Origin of the sequence: Vibrio sp. T3Y01 (assembly GCF_013114525.1) — a bacterium.
GTDB classification, from domain to species: Bacteria; Pseudomonadota; Gammaproteobacteria; order Enterobacterales; family Vibrionaceae; genus Vibrio; species Vibrio chagasii_B.
Genome location: NZ_VTXJ01000026.1, coordinates 61,014 through 80,563 on the forward strand (window position 1 = coordinate 61,014; position 19,550 = coordinate 80,563).

Annotated in this window: 22 protein-coding genes; 10 read left to right on the forward strand and 12 right to left on the reverse strand. The window is 46.0% G+C overall.

The genetic code is table 11. The features are described 5' to 3' along the window. Positions 1-42: 42 nt before the first annotated feature. The 3 genes from ccoG to F0232_RS21665 all read right to left on the reverse strand — a co-directional run bounded on the left by ccoG (position 43) and on the right by F0232_RS21665 (position 2,347). Positions 43-1,461 carry a cytochrome c oxidase accessory protein CcoG gene (gene ccoG, locus F0232_RS21655; protein WP_008221279.1) on the reverse strand — a complete coding sequence of 473 codons (1,419 nt, stop codon included), beginning with the start codon at positions 1,459-1,461 and terminating at the stop codon, positions 43-45. Between the two features lie 324 nt (positions 1,462-1,785). Next, on the reverse strand, positions 1,786-2,049 hold the full coding sequence (locus tag F0232_RS21660; RefSeq protein WP_061033966.1) for a YihD family protein: 264 nt from the start codon (positions 2,047-2,049) through the stop codon (positions 1,786-1,788). A 130-nt stretch (positions 2,050-2,179) separates the two neighbouring features. After that, the gene (locus F0232_RS21665; protein WP_004739323.1) at positions 2,180-2,347 is read right to left on the reverse strand and encodes a hypothetical protein; all 168 of its coding nucleotides are present in this window, start codon (positions 2,345-2,347) and stop codon (positions 2,180-2,182) included. Between the two features lie 283 nt (positions 2,348-2,630). Between F0232_RS21665 and F0232_RS21670 the strand changes: the two genes are divergently transcribed. Both F0232_RS21670 and F0232_RS21675 read left to right on the forward strand, forming a co-directional pair. Then, positions 2,631-3,422 carry a sporulation protein gene (locus tag F0232_RS21670; RefSeq protein WP_061033967.1) on the forward strand — a complete coding sequence of 264 codons (792 nt, stop codon included), beginning with the start codon at positions 2,631-2,633 and terminating at the stop codon, positions 3,420-3,422. 141 nt (positions 3,423-3,563) lie between these two features. Continuing rightward, positions 3,564-4,217 (forward strand): hemolysin III family protein, encoded by a 654-nt coding sequence (locus F0232_RS21675; protein WP_105057696.1) that lies wholly within the window; start codon positions 3,564-3,566, stop codon positions 4,215-4,217. On the opposite strand, the gene F0232_RS21680 is transcribed toward F0232_RS21675, so the two are convergent. From F0232_RS21680 to def, 6 genes are all read right to left on the reverse strand, one after another. Continuing rightward, complete coding sequence (locus tag F0232_RS21680) at positions 4,214-4,789, reverse strand: DUF3157 family protein (RefSeq protein ID WP_105057695.1); 576 nt, start codon at positions 4,787-4,789, stop codon at positions 4,214-4,216. The genes F0232_RS21675 and F0232_RS21680 overlap by 4 nt on opposite strands. 26 nt (positions 4,790-4,815) lie before the next feature. Beyond that, the gene (locus tag F0232_RS21685; RefSeq protein WP_061033969.1) at positions 4,816-6,261 is read right to left on the reverse strand and encodes a TrkH family potassium uptake protein; all 1,446 of its coding nucleotides are present in this window, start codon (positions 6,259-6,261) and stop codon (positions 4,816-4,818) included. A gap of 46 nt (positions 6,262-6,307) precedes the next feature. Continuing rightward, positions 6,308-7,684, reverse strand: a complete 1,377-nt coding sequence (gene trkA / locus F0232_RS21690; RefSeq protein ID WP_105057694.1) for a Trk system potassium transporter TrkA — start codon at positions 7,682-7,684, stop codon at positions 6,308-6,310. Between the two features lie 110 nt (positions 7,685-7,794). Further along, complete coding sequence (rsmB, locus tag F0232_RS21695; protein WP_105057693.1) at positions 7,795-9,075, reverse strand: 16S rRNA (cytosine(967)-C(5))-methyltransferase RsmB; 1,281 nt, start codon at positions 9,073-9,075, stop codon at positions 7,795-7,797. Positions 9,076-9,164: 89 nt separating this feature from the next. Further along, positions 9,165-10,112, reverse strand: a complete 948-nt coding sequence (gene fmt, locus F0232_RS21700) for a methionyl-tRNA formyltransferase (protein WP_061033971.1) — start codon at positions 10,110-10,112, stop codon at positions 9,165-9,167. Positions 10,113-10,147: 35 nt separating this feature from the next. Beyond that, positions 10,148-10,663, reverse strand: a complete 516-nt coding sequence (gene def / locus F0232_RS21705; RefSeq protein ID WP_008221567.1) for a peptide deformylase — start codon at positions 10,661-10,663, stop codon at positions 10,148-10,150. A gap of 140 nt (positions 10,664-10,803) precedes the next feature. Here def and F0232_RS21710 point away from each other — a divergent pair, with 140 nt between their 5' ends. From F0232_RS21710 to F0232_RS21725, 4 genes are read left to right on the forward strand one after another with little or no spacing between them, the layout of a single operon-like run. Continuing rightward, complete coding sequence (locus F0232_RS21710) at positions 10,804-11,889, forward strand: LysM peptidoglycan-binding domain-containing protein (protein ID WP_105057692.1); 1,086 nt, start codon at positions 10,804-10,806, stop codon at positions 11,887-11,889. Beyond that, positions 11,886-12,998 (forward strand): DNA-processing protein DprA, encoded by a 1,113-nt coding sequence (dprA, locus tag F0232_RS21715; protein WP_105057691.1) that lies wholly within the window; start codon positions 11,886-11,888, stop codon positions 12,996-12,998. The genes F0232_RS21710 and dprA overlap by 4 nt, the downstream gene beginning before the upstream one ends. Before the next feature lie 2 nt (positions 12,999-13,000). Further along, positions 13,001-13,477, forward strand: coding sequence for a DUF494 family protein (locus F0232_RS21720; protein WP_029235095.1), 477 nt, complete (start codon positions 13,001-13,003; stop codon positions 13,475-13,477). A 12-nt stretch (positions 13,478-13,489) separates the two neighbouring features. After that, positions 13,490-14,065 (forward strand): type I DNA topoisomerase, encoded by a 576-nt coding sequence (locus F0232_RS21725; protein WP_105057690.1) that lies wholly within the window; start codon positions 13,490-13,492, stop codon positions 14,063-14,065. A gap of 71 nt (positions 14,066-14,136) precedes the next feature. Here the strand turns inward: F0232_RS21725 and F0232_RS21730 are convergent, their stop codons facing one another. Beyond that, complete coding sequence (locus tag F0232_RS21730) at positions 14,137-15,267, reverse strand: 5-(carboxyamino)imidazole ribonucleotide synthase (protein WP_105057689.1); 1,131 nt, start codon at positions 15,265-15,267, stop codon at positions 14,137-14,139. Between the two features lie 5 nt (positions 15,268-15,272). Next, positions 15,273-15,758: a 5-(carboxyamino)imidazole ribonucleotide mutase gene (gene purE / locus F0232_RS21735; protein ID WP_105057688.1), complete on the reverse strand. Its 486-nt coding sequence runs from the start codon at positions 15,756-15,758 to the stop codon at positions 15,273-15,275. Between the two features lie 195 nt (positions 15,759-15,953). On the opposite strand from purE, the gene F0232_RS21740 reads away from it, so the two are divergent. From F0232_RS21740 to F0232_RS21755, 4 genes are all read left to right on the forward strand, one after another. Then, positions 15,954-16,511, forward strand: a complete 558-nt coding sequence (locus tag F0232_RS21740; protein ID WP_105057687.1) for an L-threonylcarbamoyladenylate synthase — start codon at positions 15,954-15,956, stop codon at positions 16,509-16,511. A 20-nt stretch (positions 16,512-16,531) separates the two neighbouring features. After that, complete coding sequence (gene hemF, locus F0232_RS21745) at positions 16,532-17,449, forward strand: oxygen-dependent coproporphyrinogen oxidase (RefSeq protein WP_008221554.1); 918 nt, start codon at positions 16,532-16,534, stop codon at positions 17,447-17,449. A 77-nt stretch (positions 17,450-17,526) separates the two neighbouring features. Beyond that, the gene (gene aroE, locus F0232_RS21750; protein WP_105057686.1) at positions 17,527-18,357 is read left to right on the forward strand and encodes a shikimate dehydrogenase; all 831 of its coding nucleotides are present in this window, start codon (positions 17,527-17,529) and stop codon (positions 18,355-18,357) included. 17 nt (positions 18,358-18,374) lie between these two features. Beyond that, on the forward strand, positions 18,375-18,644 hold the full coding sequence (locus tag F0232_RS21755; protein ID WP_105057685.1) for a DUF1488 domain-containing protein: 270 nt from the start codon (positions 18,375-18,377) through the stop codon (positions 18,642-18,644). On the opposite strand, the gene F0232_RS21760 is transcribed toward F0232_RS21755, so the two are convergent. Next, entirely contained in the window at positions 18,641-19,186 is a 546-nt protein-coding gene (locus tag F0232_RS21760) for a gamma carbonic anhydrase family protein (protein WP_008221548.1), read from the reverse strand. The genes F0232_RS21755 and F0232_RS21760 overlap by 4 nt on opposite strands. Positions 19,187-19,550: the final 364 nt, after the last annotated feature.

A 19,550-nucleotide genomic window follows, 5' to 3' on the forward strand; every position in this document is an offset into this window, starting at 1 on the left:
TTTCCATTTATTGGGTGTTGTACCAATCGTGTGTGATTAGTATCAGAGTTTCTTGATAAAGCGGCTTTCTACTTCCATCGTAAACTCTTCATTATCCGAGAGTATAAACTGAATTGTCGAAACTGGTGAGCTCAGTTTTTCAGGATCGGCACCTAAACTGATAGGTAGGTTCAAAACCTCGCCTGGAGCAACGGTTACTGTCTGTTTGCCGTACCAAATTGAACCTGGTAACCCACTGACATCGAGTTTGTATTCTTGTTCTTGTTGAGTCTTGTTGATCACCTTGAGGGTATAGGTGTTTTCAACCAGTCCCTGAGTATTGACTCTGAACAGTTGGTTTCTATCACGTAGAACGCTCAAGCCTGCAGGGTCGACACTGGCGATTTGTACGAAGAACAAGCCAAGCATGAGAACAAGTATTGCACCGTAGCCCAATAATTTAGGACGCATCACCTTAGTTGAGTGACCTTCAAGCCTATGCTCCGTGGTGTAGTTAATCAGACCTTTCTCATAGCCCATGCGCTCCATGGTCTTGTCACAGGCATCAATACACGCGCCACAGTTAATACATTCGTATTGCAGGCCGTCACGGATATCAATGCCCGTCGGACACACTTGCACACACAGGTTACAGTCAATACAGTCACCAAGACCAAGCGCTTTAGGATCGGCCTTGCGAGAACGAGGACCGCGGCTCTCACCACGCTCAGTGTCGTAGCCTACGATGAAAGTGTCTTTATCAAACATTGCAGATTGGAAGCGAGCATAAGGACACATATGCAGACAAACAATCGAACGCATCCAACCAGCGTTGGCATAAGTACAACCAGCGAAGAACAGTACCCAGAACACAGGCCAGAACGAAGAGTTAAAGGTAAAGAAACCAACCACTAGCTCTTTGATTGGAATGAAGTAACCGACAAAGGTTAAACCGGTCGCAATCGCAATCGCCCACCATGCAATGTGCTTGATGGTTTTTCTGATCATCAGGTTGGTGGTTAACTTGCCAGAATCTTGTTTTCTTCGCTTGTTGGCAGCACCTTCCAGTTTCTCTTCGAACCAGATGTACATGAAGGTCCACACGGTTTGTGGGCACAGGTAGCCACACCACACGCGGCCCAAAAAAGTGGTGATAAAGAACAGGCCAAAGGCGGCAATCATGAATAAGATTGCGAGTAGGGTCAGATCTTGCGGGTATAGAGTGGTGCCAAAGAAGTTGAACTGCTGGCTACCGATATCGAGCAAGATTGCTTGTCGCTCACCAAATGGAATCCATGGGATCAGCGCAAAAAGTAAAAGTAAGAACCAACCACCGTAGCGGCGTAATTGTTGGAATTTACCTTTGCTTTCTCGAACATAGATTCGGTTACTTGGGTTAAATCGATCTCCATTACCTTTATGTGTCTTAGGATTAAAGGTTTTAGGAGTCACATCTTTGATATCGATTTTATCCTGACTCATGGATTATCCTTTTGGTGGCTATACCCTTCTTCGAGAGTATTGACGACATTGCTTTAAAAATATGATGTTAGAGGATCTAAGCTTTAAGTTTGGTGCCTAGGCTGAAAGAGCACTCACTCTTATTATTTTAGAAGATCCTTATGGGTGGCGATTATAGCGACAATCTTGTTCTCATTTCTTTAACGCTATCAACCTTTAACAACAAAAGTCATAACAGTTGTGACGAAAAAATAGCGAACAGAAACAAAAAAGCGACCCAGAGGTCGCTTTTTAGAATTGAGCTATTTATCTATAAGGCAATGATGCTTTAACACATTGAAGTGGTTAAAGTAGGCCGCGCGCTTTTAGGATTGCGGTTTTGAAATCATTCTCTTGGTCCTTTTTCAGACCTGGAATCATTTCATCTTTCTCGCTGTTGCGCATTTTTAGATGGTAGATAAGTACATCGTCAGTCAGGTCTTCAAGCTTGCCCTCGTAGCCTGCCTCTTTTGACAGCTTAATGATGAACTCTAATAAGTTAAGCTCCTGATCTTTCTGCCACTCAGGCTCCATCAGTTCAAGCAGTTCTTCTATGCGGTGACACTTCATACTTTATTCTCCACAAATTTTATAATGATTTGTGGCTAAGGTATCAAATCGGTTAAGGAATACCAATGTGTAAACGCATTTCAAGAGAATACCAGGCAAGAAAAAAGCGCAGTAAAAACTGCGCTTTTTGTTAAGCGGCTTTAATTACTTTTGTTGTAGTCGGTGCTAATAAAGCAGTCTTCTCAACTAAAGTCATTGTAGGAGCCAATTTCTTTGCCGTTGGAGCAGCAACAAAGCCACTACGTCGACGCATCGCACTACGGTTGGTGTGCGAGAACCTGACAGCTGTTGGGCGCATTAATTTACCTAACGGTCAGGCATATCCATTGCCAATTTAATGGCCTGATTCACTATGAGATCCGCTTCAATTGCTTGAAAAGTCACTCGTCTGGCTTCCGCCAATCCGAATAATAAATCAGGATAATGATATGCATGCATATCGGGTATTAGATTATCACTATCTCAGTTATCGATCGACGCTTGAGTGATAAATAGACGATATTAGAGCTAAAATAGTGTGAGCAGTATATTTGAGTTTGAACCTCTTTCAGGCTTAAGATGATGCTTTAAAGGAGGTGCATATGTCGTTCTTAAAGAAAACGTTAGCAAGTTTTGGTATTGGGTCGGCTAAGGTCGATTCTGTATTGCAACAGGAAGTGCTGTATCCAGGGCAAAAGGCGAGCATTATTGTGCATGTGTATGGTGGCGCTCAGCCGCAGGAGATCGACAATATCGATCTTAATCTGTGCTGTCGTTATGTCAAAGAAGTCACCATGAACTCGCAAAGGCAAGAGGGCGGCCAAACACGCCGCATGCATCAAACATACTCACTAGCGAAATGGAGCCTGCCATACGCGTTTGTGATTCAGCCGGGTGAAACTCGCGACTTTGAGTGTGAGTTTGATGTTCCGTTGAACACACCGGTGACGATTGGCGATTCTAAGGTATGGCTGGAAACTGGATTAGACATTGCGATGGCGATCGATCCGTCGGATAAAGATATTTTAACGGTTCGACCAGATGCACTCCTTGATGGTATTTTCAATGAGCTGGAGGCTCAAGGGCTACGCATTCGCCAGGTAGAGTGTGAAGCGGTTGATGGCTTTGAACTGCCGTTTGTTCAAGAGTTTGAGTTTGTTCCAACTACTGGGCCATATCATGGTCGCTGGCGCGAGCTGGAGGTGGTTGCTCATCGTGATGAGAAAGAACTTAAGCTATGGTTTGAAATAGACCGTAATCGTGACGGCGCAAAAGGTATGTTGGCAAGCTTGTTGGGTATTGGTCAATTACATCGACAGCTGAGTGTGCCATTGGATACCTCCCCAGAAGAGGCGGGTAAGATGGTCATTGAGTACCTAGAAAATGCGTCTTAATATTCTTCTGAATAAATGATGTCTAAGGGATCACTGTCTTCGATCTCTCAGCGCTTTACATGTCATAAAAATTTAAGCTTACACGTGTACGCTTAATGTGTAATACTAGCGTTATCGAACATTTACTCTAGTAGGATAATTATGTCTGCATCATCGGCGAGCGAATACAGTGACATTGAAGAACGCGCCAATGCGATAACCCATGGCTTGGGTGTTGTGCTTGGCGTAGTTGGTTTAATCCTGCTACTGAGCCGTGCGTTTGACCATCAAGCCGACATGCTGACGATTACCAGTATGGCAGTATATGGCAGCAGTATTATCCTGCTGTTTCTTGCTTCTACGCTTTACCACTCTATCACCACAGAAAAAACCAAACGTCTGCTGAAAACTCTCGATCACTGCGCGATTTACTTACTGATCGCGGGCAGCTACACACCATTCTTACTGGTTAGCTTAAGAACGCCATTAGCGATGTGGTTGATGGCGGTGATTTGGGGAATTGCGCTGGTCGGTATAATTATGAAGATAGCCTTCGTCTACCGATTTAAGCGATTGTCATTGGTCACTTACTTAGCTATGGGCTGGTTGTCATTGATCGTGGTGTATCAACTGGCGATGAATATTGAGATGGGCGGCTTGGTGCTATTAGCACTCGGTGGCGTGATTTACTCGTTAGGTGTGATTTTCTATGTAGCTAAGCGCATCCCATACAATCATGCCATCTGGCACTTGTTTGTGTTGGCGGGCTGCGCTTGCCATTTCTTCGCTATCTATCTGTATGTGACTCCGGTTTAGCGAGTCAGTACTTCAACGATTTCTGCTTTAATTTGGTACTCAGGATGTTGCTCAACCTCTAGCTTGATAGAAGTACCTTCGGCATCCGTTTTTGGTCGAAGGTAGGTATCTGCCATACGCTTGATTGATTTCCAAACGGCGACCGTCTTCTCTTCTAAAAGCTCACCGCTCGCAGAATAAAGCTCGAGCTTTACCGACACCAAGATCAAAGCTTGTGTGCTTTGATTGGTAATCGCCGTTGGGATAATAAGCTCACCATCTTCATAGTGGCTAGCACCGAGTACCACATCAACCCCTGATTGTGACAACTGTAGGCTCGGCTTCTTGCTATCAACAGCAATCGTCGTACCTTGTACATTGGTTGCAATCGGAACGGCGACAACAGGTGCGGCAGCAACAGGCACCGTACTTTCTGACGTTACTGCTTCTTTGGTTTTCTGCTGTGGTGCTACGTATTGCCACGTAAAATCATCTTTCAGCAGTATCTGCTTGCCATCTTGCAGAGTCACCATCTGATCGGCCAATGCCGAACTGCTCAGTAGTGCGCTTGCGATAAGTAGGTATGATTTCATCTCTGTTTCCTTAAATATTCGTGCAATTAGCGTCGCCAGAAGGCTGGGAAGAATAGAACGATCAGCGTCAGTATCTCGAGCCTGCCCATCAACATACCAAAGCTTAATAACCACTTAGCGGCGTCTGGCAGCGGAGCAAAGTTACCTGTTGGACCGATTACGCTACCCATCCCCGGGCCAACGTTAGCTACCGCTGTAATGGCACCTGAGATACTGGTGATTGGGTCTAACCCCATCGCACTTAATCCGCCAGCAATTAAGATAATCGTAATAAAGAACATCAAGCCAAATGCTACCAATGAGCGCACGATGTCGTCGCTCACAGGACGCTGGTTGTAGCGTTGAACAAACACACCTGAAGGATGAATCAGTTTCATCATCTGTTTGTGAAGCATCGTCATCGCTATTTGGAAGCGGAAGATCTTGATACCACCGGAGGTTGACCCTGAACATGCGCCAGCCATCATCAAGAAGGCAAACAAGGTGGTTGGTAGTGCGCCCCATGCTGTGAAGTCTTCCAAGCCAAAGCCGGTAGTGGTGACCACAGAAACAATGTTGAACATAGAAACACGTAGTGCATCCAAAACGGTGTAGCCATCTCTCACCACTAGCCATGCTGAAATGACCGCACTGGTGAACAAAAACAGGTAGGTGAAGCCTTTCACCTGAGCATCTTTGTAGAGGATAGACAGTTTTCTACCGCGTAATGCGCTAACGAATAGCAGGAATGGTAAGCCACCAAGGAACATGAACACTGTGCCCACCCAGTGAGCGCTATTTGAAAAGTGGTTCATCGAGCCATCAGAGGTCGAGTAACCGCCAGTTGATAGCGTGGTAAACGAGTGGTTGATGGCGTCAAACACGCTCATGCCTGCAAACAGGTAGCTCACTAAGCACAAGCCAGTTAATACCAGATAAACCGCTACGATGTTCTTGGCGACGGTTTTTGCTCTCGGGCTGCTTTTATCAGACCAATCGGAAGATTCCGTTTGGAACAGGCGCATACCACCGACGTTGAGCATCGGCAGTACTGCCACCGCCATTACGATGAAGCCAATGCCGCCAAGCCATTGCAATATCGAGCGCCACAGTAGGATGCTTGGTGCCATGCCGTCTAAGCCACTCAATACCGTTGAACCTGTTGTGGTAATACCGGACATAGTTTCAAAGTAGGCATCGGTAAAGCTGATGTGATTGATGAACACAAACGGCAGTGCGGCGAAGGCACTGGCTATTGTCCATACCAGAGAGGTGATCAGGAACATATCCCGCACCCCGAGTCGGAACTTAGCAGAGCGGCCCAAGCTCAAGCAGATGAACGCTACGATGTGCGTGATCACTACGGATTGACCGAATTCGAGAAAACCACCGGTACCGGTAAAGAAGGCTACTAGTGTTGGGATGTACATGAAAAGGGCCAGTTTTGATAACACTAACCCTATCACTAATAATATAGGACGAAAATTGACCATAGCTTAATGCCTGAGCGCGTTCTACGTGAAGACTTATGAAAAAAGGCTACAAGAAGAACGGACTCGGTTGGAAAAGAGACTCAACATCAGGCACGTACTTCTTGTCTACTAGGAACATTACTACGTGGTCATCTTGCTCGATCACGGTTCTATCGTGCGCAATAAGCACCTCTTCTCCGCGAACAATGGCACCAATAGTGGTACCCGGTGGTAGTTTGATATCGCCAATCGCTCGGCCAACCACTTTCGATGTGGTTTCGTCACCGTGGGCAATGGCTTCGATCGCCTCAGCAGCGCCGCGACGTAGAGAGGATACGTTAACAATATCAGCACGACGAACGTGAGTAAGTAGCGCAGAAATGGTCGCCTGTTGTGGAGAGATTGCAATGTCAATTACACCGCCTTGTACAAGGTCGACATAAGCACCGCGCTGAATCAGTACCATTACTTTCTTGGCACCCATGCGCTTAGCCAGCATTGCTGACATGATGTTGGTTTCATCTTCATTGGTTAGGGCAATGAATACATCAACTTGATCGATATTCTCTTCGGATAGCAGCTCTTGGTCTGCGGCGTCACCACAGAATACGATGGTGTTTTCTAATTCTTCAGACAGCTTCTCTGCACGCGTGTAGCTGCGCTCGATAAGCTTGATGCTGTAGCTCTGCTCAAGGCGTTTCGCTAGGCTTGCACCGATGTTACCACCACCGACAATCATGATACGGCGGTACGGTTTTTCTAGGCGTTGTAGCTCACTCATGACTGAGCGGATGTGGTTACTTGCCGCTACAAAGAACACTTCATCATCGGCTTCAATGATGGTGGTGCCTTGCGGTCGAATAGGGCGACCTTGACGGAAGATAGCCGCCACACGCGTATCGATGTGCGGCATGTGCTCACGCAAAGCAGACAGGGCATTACCAACCAGTGGACCACCGTAGTAAGCTTTTACCGCCACTAGGCTGACTTTCTGTTCTGCAAAGCTCACCACTTGTAGTGCGCCTGGGTATTGGATCAAACGTTCAATGTAGCTGGTCACCAGCTCTTCCGGTGCGATCAGGTGATCGACAGGAATAGCGCCTGATTTGAACAGCGCTTCTTTCTCTTCCAGATATTCTGGAGAACGAATACGTGCAATTCGGTTTGGTGTATTAAAAAGAGAGAAGGCAACCTGACATGCGGCCATGTTGGTTTCATCCATGTTGGTTACTGCAACCAACATGTCGGCATCTTGCGCACCCGCTTCACGTAATGTGTTTGGGTGGCTGGCATAGCCATTTACAACCCTAAGGTCATATTTATCTTGAAGTTCACGCAGTCGGTCGGCGTTACGGTCGACGATCGTGATGTCATTGTTTTCACCCACTAGGTTTTCAGCAAGGGTACCGCCTACTTGTCCAGCACCTAGGATAATGATCTTCATAGCCTTTCTCTTATTTTTGCCGTTGTAATTCTAGTGTTCTCATTTTGCTTTGATAATGCACTAGAAAGAAACAGCGGCTAAGAAATAAAATTCTTAGCCGCTGTTAATTGTTATGCCTGTTTTACTAGAACTGCGTAGTAGAAGCCATCCATATCTTCTTCACCAGGCAGTATTTGACGACCCGGATTTTCGATATCAGACCCAACTAGCGTTGCGTTCTCAGTGCGCTCTAGGAATGCTTTCACCTGCAGAACGTTCTCTTGCGGTGTGATAGAGCATGTCGCGTAAACCATGGTGCCGCCTTCTTTCAGCTGGCGCCACATTGCATCCATGATCTCACTTTGCAGTTCAGCAAGCGCTTCAATATCAGATGCTCGACGTAGCCATTTGATGTCTGGGTGACGACGGATTACGCCAGTCGCAGAACAAGGAGCATCAAGCAGGATACGGTCAAATTTGTCGCCCATCCACCACTCTTCAGGGTAGCGAGCATCGCCACAAATTACGTCGGCACGCAGTTGTAGACGTTCAAGGTTATCGTAAACACGGTCTAGGCGTTTAATATCACAGTCAATCGCAACCACTTCAGTGTCGTTGGTGTGCTCAAGAATGTGTGCGGTTTTACCGCCTGGCGCTGCACAACAGTCTAGGATTAGCTCACCATCTTTTGGTGTTAGGTAATCTACAGAAAGCTGAGCCGCTGCGTCCTGCACTGAAACCCAACCTTTGTCGAAGCCTGGTAATAAAGTTACATCACAAGGTGCGGCCAATTTTATTGCATCCGCTGCTTCTGAGTGCAGGGTGTATTCAATGTTTTCGTTTTTAAGCAGTTCAACATACTCGTCACGAGTGTGGTGTTGGCGGTTTACGCGCAGCCACATCGGTGCCTTGCTGTTGTTGGCTTCAATCAGTTGCTCCCATTGATCTGGGTAGCTCTCTTGAAGCATTTTTAGAATCCAGCTTGGGTGGCCGTATTTGCCCGCGTTGTGGCTAACCGCTTTTTCATCCAGCTCTTCTTGGTCACGTAGGTAGCTACGTAATACTGCATTGATCAAACCACTTAGGCTTGGACCGCGCAGTGTTTTGGTGCCCTCAACCGTTTCCGCAACAGCAGCATGCGAAGGGATGCGCATGAAGCTCAGTTGGTAAATGCCCACCAAAATTAGGTGGTGGAATACGCGCTTTTTACCTTTAAGCGGGTTTTCCATCAGTTCGTTAGCGATTGACTCTAGACGAGGCAGGTAACGAAGTGCGCCGTAGCAAATCTCTTGCAGTAGAGCATGGTCTCGCGGGCGGATCGTTTTTTGAGCCGCAGGGAGAGCGTGTGAAAGAGAGTGGCCTTTATCGACAACTTGAAATAGGACATTTGCAGCAGCAGCGCGAACATTCATGAGGGGTACCGAATATTTATTTGAATACATGAGGGCATCTCTGCCCTCGTAAAGGTTTTCTAAACTGCGTTATGGCAGCTTTAAAGCGGTTAAGAAAGTTGAGTTCCAACTTCAAACCAGCTTGCACGAGAGTTCAAGATATCCTGAACTGACATGGCTTTTTTTCCTGGAACTTGTAGCTGCTCAAGAACAAGTACACCTTGCCCCGTTGCTACATAGATACCAGTTTTATCAGCTTGCAGAATAGTACCTGCAGCCTTATCAGAGGTTTGCTCTGCTACACGGCTTTGCCATACCTTGATGCTGTTTTCTGCAGCCTCAAAGTGGCTCATTGGCCATGGGTTAAAAGCACGAACGCAACGCTCAATATGAGCTGCGTCATCACTCCAGTTGATACGCGCTTCCTCTTTGCTTAGCTTCTTCGCGTAGTTAGCAAGCTCATCGTCTTGCTTTTCAGCGACTGCTTTGCCTGAAGCGATGTCAGCTAAACACTCAACAAGTGCGTCAGGGCCAAGGCCTGCTAACTTCTCGTACATCGATGCGCTGGTATCTGTCGCTTCAATTGGTAGCGTTGCGATGCTTAGCATGTCACCAGTATCTAGGCCGATATCCATCTGCATGATCGTTACGCCTGTCTCTTTATCACCCGCCCAGATAGAGCGTTGAATTGGAGCAGCACCACGCCAACGCGGTAGGATAGAGCCATGCACATTGATACAACCTAAGCGAGGCGTATCTAGAACCACTTGTGGGAGCAATAAGCCGTACGCTACAACAACCATGATGTCCGCATTCAAATCCGCTAGCTCTTGCTTAGCTTCATCTGACTTAAAGTTTTCTGGTTGGTAAACCGGAATATTGTTTTCAAGTGCGATGTTTTTTACTGGGCTCGCAGTCAGTTTCTTACCGCGGCCTGCTGGACGATCTGGCTGTGTATAAACAGCAATAACTTCATGCTCCGAAGACAACAACGCCGCCAAGTGACGGGCGGCGAAATCCGGAGTACCTGCGAAGACAATTCTTAAAGACTGACTCAAGGTAGGCTTCCTTCTTAATTTAGTAATAGCTGCGATTAATTGCCTTGCTTCTCATTGAAGCGTTTGATTTTCGCTAGCTTATCTTGAATACGTTTACGCTTAAGTGGCGATAGGTAATCAACAAATAACTTGCCTTCTAGGTGATCAAGCTCGTGCTGAACACAGATAGCCAGAAGGTCATCAGCGTCGAAGGTGAATTCGTTGCCGTCACGGTCTAGTGCTTTAACCGTTACTTCTGCAGCGCGAGGTACTAGAGCTCGAGCGCCAGGTACAGATAGACAACCTTCTTCGATACCATCTTCGCCGCGCTTCTCGATAATTTCAGGGTTGATAAGAACCATTGGTTCATCACGCGTTTCTGAAATATCAATTACTACGATACGCTGGTGGAAATCTACCTGCGTCGCCGCAAGGCCGATACCTTCTTCGTCGTACATGGTTTCAATCATGTCATCAACGAACTTTTGAATCTCTGGGGTAACTTCTTTTACCGGTTTCGCCACGGTACGTAGACGATCATCTGGTAATGTTAATACTTGTAATACAGACATATACACTCGAAATATTGAACTGTGCCGAAACAGCTTTAACCTTGTTGGCTCAATTCTAGACATTTTAGAGGTCAAATGACAGCATCCTGATGGTAATTCTCCAATCCGATGTCATATATACAGACCAAGGAAGCTAGGTCATGCGTCATATTTACTCCACTTTATCGCTTGTTTTTTCCTCAATTTCTTTTGCCGTGGTGGCAGAGAATAGTGAACAACCTTTAACCATTAAGCGAGGTGCGCCAGAGGCTTATGTGGTGGTTAAGGGCGACACCTTGTGGGATATCTCTGCGATGTATCTCGATAGCCCTTGGTTGTGGCCAAGGTTATGGCAGGTGAATCCAGAGATAGAAAATCCTCACCTTATTTATCCCGGAGACAAACTGTCGTTGGTTTGGATTAATGGTGAACCTGTCTTGAGCCTCAAGCCTGTTATCAAACTCAGCCCTAAGATTCGTGTCTCGGAGAAGAAAGCAATACCTACCGTCAACGAGGGGTTGGTTTTGCCTTATTTGCAGTCTGATCGCTTGGTTGAGCAGCAAGATATTGACTCGGCGCAACGAGTGTTGGGAACAAGCGATGGAAAACGCTTCTTGTCTGGTGCAGATCGGTTGTTTATCTCGGGAAAACAGCAGCACCCTAAGTGGGGTATCTACCGCGCCGTTGAAACTTATCAAAGGCAGCAGCCTCAAGCGAGTATTACTTCTTTGCGCTTGGTTGCCACTGCGCGCTTAAAAGAAGTGGACGATGAGTTCAGTAGCCTACAGATAGACACTCAGCTGCAAGAAGTTCTACTTAATGACCTAGTACTACCCGAACTGGGCGTCGACCAGGTGAATCTTTCTACTACGTTTTATCCTACCCCCTGTGCGGCGGGTCAGTTTGCCAATATTTTAGGCTCTCTCGAGGGTAATCAATACAGCGCTAAAAATCAGGTGGTGGTAATCAATAAAGGCTCACAGGACAATCTTCGTCAAGGCTCCATGTTTACCCTCAGTGAAAGTGGTGCAGTCGTGTTCGGCAAACAAGGTGAATACAGCTACAAAGAATCTGCAGCGAGTAATAAAGTGCAGCTACCAAGCACCTCGCTCGGTAGCTTGATGGTCATTCGTCCTTATGAGTATTTTAGCCTCGCCTTGATCACTCAAAGTTCAAAGCCAGTGAGTAATGACATTGTGGCGGTATCGCCTTTGGACCTTGCAGTGACGGAAGAGGGAAGCGAGTGAATGAACAGCAACTGATCGCTTGGTTAACGTTAAGCTTTATTCCGCAACTGGGTGGAAAGCGTCTTGCTCGCCTACTGAGTGTTGATTCTCCTTTAAACATTGTTGGTTACTCAGGGCAACAGCTACAAGCACTAGGTTTATCAACCAAACAAATCTCCTATCTACGAGAACAAGCCCCAAGAGAGGTAGAGGCTTGTCTCGCTTGGCGAGCTAAACAATCCAACCATCACATCCTGACTCCGAGTTGCCCACATTATCCTAAATTGCTGAGTGAGATTGCCTCGGCGCCTACTGTGCTTTTCGTTAGAGGTAACGTTGAAAAGCTGATTGAACCTCAAATCGCGATGGTTGGCAGCCGTAATGCCAGCATCGAAGGGCTACAGACGGCGAAATCATTCGCTAAAGAGTTTGTACAAAATGGTTTGATTGTCACCAGCGGCTTAGCGCTTGGTATTGATGGTTATGCCCATGATGGCGCACTAGATAAAGGAGGCGAAACCTTTGCTGTATTGGGCTCAGGCTTGGATTCTATTTATCCTGCAAGACACAGAAACCTCGCGGCTAGGATATGTGAAAGTGGGGCGCTAATTTCAGAGTTTCGTCCAAGTGCCAAACCGCGACCTGAACATTTCCCGCGTCGCAATCGTCTTATTAGTGGCTTATCGTTAGGAACCTTGGTGATCGAGGCTGCAGAGAAAAGTGGTTCACTCATTACCGCTCGCTATGCTTTGGAGCAAGGACGTGAAGTCTTTGCGCTTCCAGGTTCTATTCATAGCCCGACGAGCCGTGGAGGCAATAGCTTGATCAAAGCCGGCGCTTGCTTGGTACAGAGTGCTCAAGATGTATTGGTTGAAATAAAGAGTCTGTTAGACTGGTCTATAGATCAACAGGCTAATTTATTCGAACCTGCGCCAAGCTTGGAAGAAAATGAACAATTGCCATTTCCACATCTGTTAGCTAACGTAGGATTAGAGGCGACACCCGTTGATATTTTGGCACAGAGAACCCATATACCTGTGCATGAAGTCATGATGCAGCTTTTAGAGCTTGAGCTCTCAGGGCATGTTGTTGCAGTTTCCGGTGGCTATATTCGAAAGGGGAGAGGCTAGCTATGATGATGGACATACTGATGTACTTGTTTGAAACCTACATCCATAGCGATTCTGAATTGCAGGTGGATCAAGACGAACTTGAAGATGAACTTCTTCGAGCGGGGTTTCACCAAGATGATATTTATAAGGCTCTCCATTGGTTAGAAGACCTTGCTGCACTGCAAGATACCGATAACCAAGCGGCGATTACTATGTGCTCTAATACCTCGATGCGTGTTTACACAAGTAAAGAGATATCACGTATTAATATGGAGTGTCGTGGTTTCTTGTTGTTCCTTGAACAGATCAACGTTCTCACGACAGAGATTCGTGAAATGGTGATTGATCGTGTGATGGGGTTAGAGACCAATGAGTTTGAGTTGGATGATCTGAAGTGGATTATCTTAATGGTACTGTTCAATGTACCGGGTAATGAAAGTGCTTACACGCAAATGGAAGAGCTGTTGTACACCAAAGAGCAAGGTATCTTGCATTAATACAGGCTTATCATGAGTAGTAAGATTGATAATCAGCTTTTTTCAGCACATGAACATGCACTAGAGCACGAACCGTGTCCACAGTGTGGCGGAGAGCTTCAGCTTCGCCACGGTAAGCACGGCCCGTTTTTAGGCTGTAAGCAATATCCGAGTTGCGACTACATCAAGCCTTTGCACCAAAACGATGGTCATGTAGTGAAAGAGCTGGGTGTACCGTGCCCTAAATGCCAAAACGAGCTGGTGTTGAGGCAAGGTCGCTATGGCATGTTTATTGGTTGTAGCAGCTACCCTGTGTGTAATCACATAGAATCTTTAGACCAGCCCAAAGAACAAACTGAAGAGCAGCCGTTGGTCGGCTGTCCTGAATGTGGTAAAGGCCATTTGGTCGAGCGTAAATCTCGCTACGGCAAAACTTTCTACGCGTGTGATAACTACCCTAAGTGTAAGTTTGCAGTAAACCAGCAGCCTATTATCGGTCGTTGTGAAGCGTGTCAGTTCCCGCTGTTACTTGAGAAGAAAACAGCTCAAGGGATGAAAAAGCAATGTGCTGACCGAAAGTGTCATCACATTCAATCTGAATCGCTTTAGGTTATAGAATTAAAAACGGCGCTCACTGAGCGCCGTTTTTTTGTATCTAAACCAACAAAAGCCATATTTGCTTATTTCATCTGCTCAGCAAACTCATGAATAGCTGGATAAGCTTTTTTGTCGAGGATATCTGCTAGTGAACATAATGTTCTTTGCAATTCGGCGTTGTAGTCTGCGCTCACGTTAATGTGCCCCATCTTACGGCCTGCTCGTTTCTCTTTACCATACCAGTGCACATGACAACCGCCCTGAGCCAAAATAGCGTCAGGTAGAGTATCTTCACCAAGGATGTTGATCATTGCGGTCGGACGAATCAGCTTGGTGCTACCTAGTGGCATTCCACAGACCGCACGAAGGTGATTCTCAAACTGACAAGTCTCGGCACCTTGCTGTGTCCAGTGACCTGAGTTATGAACACGTGGTGCAATCTCGTTAACCAACAGTGAACCTTGAACGTCAAAGAACTCAAGTGCTAGCACGCCAACATAATCTAAGCGCTCAGCAACCGCAGTAAACATGGCTTTCGCTTGTTCTTGCAGCTCAATATCATCAATTGCGGTCGATAAGCTCAATACGCCATCGGTGTGAACATTTTCTGCCAATGGGTAAACTTGAACCTCTCCATTGGTTCCACGCGCACCAACCAGTGATACTTCACGGTCGAATGGAACAAACTCTTCTGCCACGATTGCTTGATTGTCGGTTGCAGTAATGCACTCGGCCATTTCTGTCCAAGTTGCTTCAACGTTGTCTAAGGTCTTTAAACGCCACTGGCCTTTGCCATCGTAGCCGCCAAGTGTGCTCTTCAACACCATAGGTAGGCCAACATGAACAATTGCAGCGTCAAAGTCTTCGCGAGAGTTAATCACATAGTACTTAGCGTTCTTTACGTTCGCTTCGTCTAATAGCGCTTTTTCGAGGCGACGGTCACCGCCAGCTTTGATTGCTTCTGTGGTCGGTAAGAACTTACCGCTGCGCTCACATACTTCAAGCACATCATGAGGGATGTGTTCGAATTCAGCAGTAATCACGTCCGCGCGCTCAATCGCATTTTCTAAGCCGTTGCCTAGAATCGCTTGCGTTAATGGATGAACAATATTTTTGCTGCCAACATCAAAAGCAGAAATTTCAATATTCAGTGGTGCCCCAGCTAGGGACATCATGCGAGCAAGTTGGCCCGCGCCTAACACAAGAACATGCATGGGAATTAGTCCTCTGCAGGGTTTGGATTAGCAAGTACCGTTTCTGTTTGCTCAGAGCGGAATGCTTCTACTTTTGCCATTATTTCTTCATTGTGTGTACCAATGATTTGAGCAGCTAGGATGCCAGCGTTCGCTGCACCCGCTTCACCGATAGCTAGAGTACCTACAGCAATACCTTTTGGCATTTGCACGATAGAAAGCAGAGAATCCATGCCTTTCAGCGCTTTAGACTGAACTGGAACACCAAGTACAGGTACGCTTGTGAAAGCAGCTGCCATGCCTGGTAGGTGAGCTGCACCGCCAGCACCAGCAATAATGACTTTAATACCGCGCTCTTTTGCACTGGTTGCGTAGTCTGCAAGCAACTGAGGTGTGCGGTGAGCTGAAACCACTTTTGTTTCGTACGCTACGCCAAACTGATCCAACATGTCCGCAGCTAGCTTCATTGTTGGCCAATCAGATTTAGAACCCATGATAATACCGACAGTCATCTCAAACTCCTTCAGGTACGATTTAATTAGTGATTAGATATTTTGTGCGCATTATACGGGTAAAATTGCTTTAGGAAAACGTTTGCGTCAGTCTAAATTGCCAATTGATACATTTTATAAACAAATAGCTTTAGTAACAGTGAGTGATAATTTGTACACTTAGCGAGTTCGATAACTGACTTAATGAGGCAACCCGTGGATAACTTTCAACATACATTGCAGGCATTACAACAGGGCGAAGTCATTGCTTACCCGACCGAAGGCGTTTTTGGGGTTGGTTGTGATCCTGATAATCCACATGCCATCAAGAAATTACTCGAGTTAAAACAGCGTCCAGTTGAAAAGGGCTTGATCTTGATTGCGGCAAGTTACGAGCAGCTGCTTCCTTATATTGATGAAAGCCAACTGACCGATGAGCAACTAGCGACGGTTAAAGCAACATGGCCGGGGCCGGTCACTTGGATCATGCCAACCAGTGCTAAAGTGACTGATTGGGTGAGTGGTCAGTTTGATTCAATCGCTGTGCGAGTGACGGATCACCCTTTGGTTCAAAGAATGTGTAATGAATTCGGTAAGCCGTTAACCTCTACCAGTGCTAACCTGACGGGCGAACCGCCTTGTATGACGACTGAAGAAGTACAACAGCAACTTGGTCAACACTTGGTTGCGATTCTTGAAGGGAAAACGGGTGGTCGTGACAAGCCAAGCGAAATCAGAGATACAAAAACGTCGAAAATATTAAGACAGGGTTAAACCCTGCAAAGGAAAGTAAAATGTCAGCAATTGATAAAGAAGCAGTAAAGCAGTTTTTACTGAGCCTACAAGATTCGATTTGCCAACAGCTTGAACAAGCTGATGGTAGCGCACTGTTTAAAGAAGATGCATGGGAACGCGAACCTGGCGATCGCCTTGGTGGCGGTGGCCGTACTCGTGTTATGACTGACGGTGCGGTCTTTGAACAAGGTGGTGTAAACTTTTCTCACGTTGCAGGTAAGGCAATGCCCGCTTCAGCAACCGCTCATCGCCCTGAATTAGCAGGACGTAAGTTTGAGGCGATGGGGGTATCGTTAGTTATCCACCCTAAAAACCCTTATATCCCAACTTCTCATGCTAACGTTCGATTCTTTATTGCCGAAAAGGAAGGCGAAGACCCTATTTGGTGGTTCGGTGGTGGTTTCGATTTAACGCCATTCTATCCTTTTGATGAAGATTGCCAGTCTTGGCATCAAACCGCTAAAGACCTGTGTGCGCCATTTGGTGATAACGTGTATCAAGAACACAAAGAGTGGTGCGATAAGTACTTCTATCTGCCTCACCGCGATGAAACGCGTGGTGTTGGTGGTCTGTTCTTTGATGACTTAAATGAGTGGGGCTTTGAAAAGAGTTTTGCTTACATGCAGGCTGTTGGTGAAGGTTATGCTGCGGCGTACCTACCTATTGTTGAGCGTCGTAAAGAGACACCTTATGGTGAACGTGAGCGTGACTTCCAGCTTTACCGCCGTGGTCGATACGTTGAATTCAACCTAGTGTATGACCGTGGCACCCTATTTGGCCTACAAAGTGGCGGACGCACAGAATCTATCTTGATGTCTATGCCGCCATTGGCTCGCTGGGAGTACCGTTACGAACCTCAAGCAGGGTCACCAGAAGCGTTGCTTTATAGTGACTACCTAAAACCTCGAGCTTGGTAGTTCTTCCTTCCTTATAGGGATAGTGATAGGGTCATCTATATAGATGACCCTTTTTATTATTTCTGTTAGGTAAGGATATGACACAGCAAGTAGATCGTTATGCCGTTTTCGGTAACCCTATTGGGCAAAGCAAATCGCCATTCATCCACACGTTATTTGCTCGCCAAACTAACCAGCAGCTTACCTATACAGCACTGCAGCCAGAACATGGCCAGTTCATTACCTCAGCTAAAGCCTTTTTTAGTGAAGGTGGAAGAGGGTGTAACGTCACAGCACCATTTAAAGAAGATGCTTATCAGTTTGCTAATCGATTGACTGAAAGAGCTCAACTAGCTGGTGCCGTTAATACATTGAAGAAGCTAGATGACGGAGAAATCATTGGTGATAACACTGATGGTGAGGGGCTTGTTCAAGATTTACTTCAACACCAAGTAGTATTAGAGGGAGCTCGAGTCCTCTTACTGGGTGCTGGTGGCGCAGCAAGAGGAGTGATTCAACCTTTGCTTGATCAAAAGCCACAGCAATTAGTGGTGGCTAACCGCACCAGTTCAAAGGCTGAATTGTTAGCTGACATGTTTGCTTCGCATGGAAACATAAAAGGGATGGGGCTAAGTGATGTGAACGAAGGCTTTGATGTCATTATTAACTCCACGTCATCAGGTCTAAGTGGTCAACTACCAGAAGTTTCTCCTGCTATCTTCAACGATAATAGTGTCGTCTACGACATGGTTTATGGTTCGGGCAATACGGTATTTAACCAATGGGCATTAGATAATGGTGTTCATGCTGCTTATGACGGCTTGGGGATGTTAGTAGGGCAAGCGGCTGAGAGTTTCATGTTGTGGCGTGGTCTTCGCCCGGGCACAAAACAGATTTTAAGAGAATTACGTAAGAACCTAGAGATATAACAAGGTATTCAGAAAAAATGAATCAATCAATCCTATTCCCAGATATCCAAAATTGGGATGAAGAGAGTCAATCTATTATCTTCCCAGCTCAGCAGTCAGGCGCACTGATTGAGTGTGAAGTGTCGATTGAAGAGTTGTCACGATTATCAGACAAAGAAATCGAAGGCGGCGAACAAGCTTTGGCTATCTTTGCAGAGCTTCGTTTTGATATTGAAGAGTTAGCGGAAGAGTTAATAGAAGAAGAGGAGTATGACTCCTCTAATCGAATTCAGATTAAAGCGCTTTAAACGGGAAGCACAGAGTCTAGGTAGTCGTTTTTATTCTGAACATAGTTGTCAGCTGATTTCTGTAAAAAAGCACGTTCCTTATCATTCAGTGGGCGTGCTTGTTTAACTGGGCTTCCTACATATAGATAGCCACTTTCAAGCACCTTGTTAGGTGGAACCAAACTTCCTGCACCAATCATCACGTCTTGTTCGACGACCACACCATCTAATACGATAGCGCCCATACCCACGAGTACACGATCTTTAATCGTGCAACCATGTAGCATCACTTTATGGCCGATAGTGACATCATTGCCGATTAATAGAGGATAACCTTCAGGGTTCTCAGCATTCTTATGGGTAACATGGAGAACACTACCGTCCTGGATATTAGTTCTATCGCCAATATGGATATGATTCACATCTCCTCGAGCTGCGACTAAAGGCCATACACTAGAGTCATCACCAATTTTGATATCACCAACAAGTACTGAGCTTGTATCTATATAGACACCTTGTCCGATCTGAGGTGATATACCTTTGTAACTACGTATTGAACTCATAAATCCTCCTTTATATAGGCACCATAAGCCTTTATTTGTGGAGAATACTAGTGAAAATGGCGTGTTTTGAACAAAAAACACTCGAACAATCAAAAAAGTAAGAAAAACTTAAAAAAGGGCTTGCCAGTGTGATCGAAATCTCTATAATGCCACCTCGCTGACACGGGATGGCTTCTTAGGAAACCAGAACGAATCAGTAAGCCAAGTTAGCCAAGCTAAGCGCTTGAAAAAAGTTTTGAAAATAGTGGTTGACACTAAAACTTAAATCGCTAAAATGGCCGTCCGATTTGAGCGAAGCTCAAAAAGGAAAAGCTCTTTAACAATTTAAACCTATCAATCTGTGTGGGCACTCGTTGATGAATAT

Coding starts and splice junctions, on each gene's coding strand:
- F0232_RS21720 (WP_029235095.1), top strand. CDS start 13,001: ATGATGATGGACATACTGATGTACTTGTTTGAAACCTACATCCATAGC.
- F0232_RS21685 (WP_061033969.1), bottom strand. CDS start 6,261: ATGGTCAATTTTCGTCCTATATTATTAGTGATAGGGTTAGTGTTATCA.
- F0232_RS21710 (WP_105057692.1), top strand. CDS start 10,804: ATGCGTCATATTTACTCCACTTTATCGCTTGTTTTTTCCTCAATTTCT.
- F0232_RS21760 (WP_008221548.1), bottom strand. CDS start 19,186: ATGAGTTCAATACGTAGTTACAAAGGTATATCACCTCAGATCGGACAA.
- F0232_RS21680 (WP_105057695.1), bottom strand. CDS start 4,789: ATGAAATCATACCTACTTATCGCAAGCGCACTACTGAGCAGTTCGGCA.
- F0232_RS21755 (WP_105057685.1), top strand. CDS start 18,375: ATGAATCAATCAATCCTATTCCCAGATATCCAAAATTGGGATGAAGAG.
- trkA (WP_105057694.1), bottom strand. CDS start 7,684: ATGAAGATCATTATCCTAGGTGCTGGACAAGTAGGCGGTACCCTTGCT.
- purE (WP_105057688.1), bottom strand. CDS start 15,758: ATGACTGTCGGTATTATCATGGGTTCTAAATCTGATTGGCCAACAATG.
- F0232_RS21725 (WP_105057690.1), top strand. CDS start 13,490: ATGAGTAGTAAGATTGATAATCAGCTTTTTTCAGCACATGAACATGCA.
- hemF (WP_008221554.1), top strand. CDS start 16,532: ATGTCAGCAATTGATAAAGAAGCAGTAAAGCAGTTTTTACTGAGCCTA.
- rsmB (WP_105057693.1), bottom strand. CDS start 9,075: ATGAATGTTCGCGCTGCTGCTGCAAATGTCCTATTTCAAGTTGTCGAT.
- def (WP_008221567.1), bottom strand. CDS start 10,663: ATGTCTGTATTACAAGTATTAACATTACCAGATGATCGTCTACGTACC.
- F0232_RS21660 (WP_061033966.1), bottom strand. CDS start 2,049: ATGAAGTGTCACCGCATAGAAGAACTGCTTGAACTGATGGAGCCTGAG.
- F0232_RS21665 (WP_004739323.1), bottom strand. CDS start 2,347: ATGCGCCCAACAGCTGTCAGGTTCTCGCACACCAACCGTAGTGCGATG.
- F0232_RS21670 (WP_061033967.1), top strand. CDS start 2,631: ATGTCGTTCTTAAAGAAAACGTTAGCAAGTTTTGGTATTGGGTCGGCT.
- F0232_RS21675 (WP_105057696.1), top strand. CDS start 3,564: ATGTCTGCATCATCGGCGAGCGAATACAGTGACATTGAAGAACGCGCC.
- ccoG (WP_008221279.1), bottom strand. CDS start 1,461: ATGAGTCAGGATAAAATCGATATCAAAGATGTGACTCCTAAAACCTTT.
- aroE (WP_105057686.1), top strand. CDS start 17,527: ATGACACAGCAAGTAGATCGTTATGCCGTTTTCGGTAACCCTATTGGG.
- F0232_RS21730 (WP_105057689.1), bottom strand. CDS start 15,267: ATGCATGTTCTTGTGTTAGGCGCGGGCCAACTTGCTCGCATGATGTCC.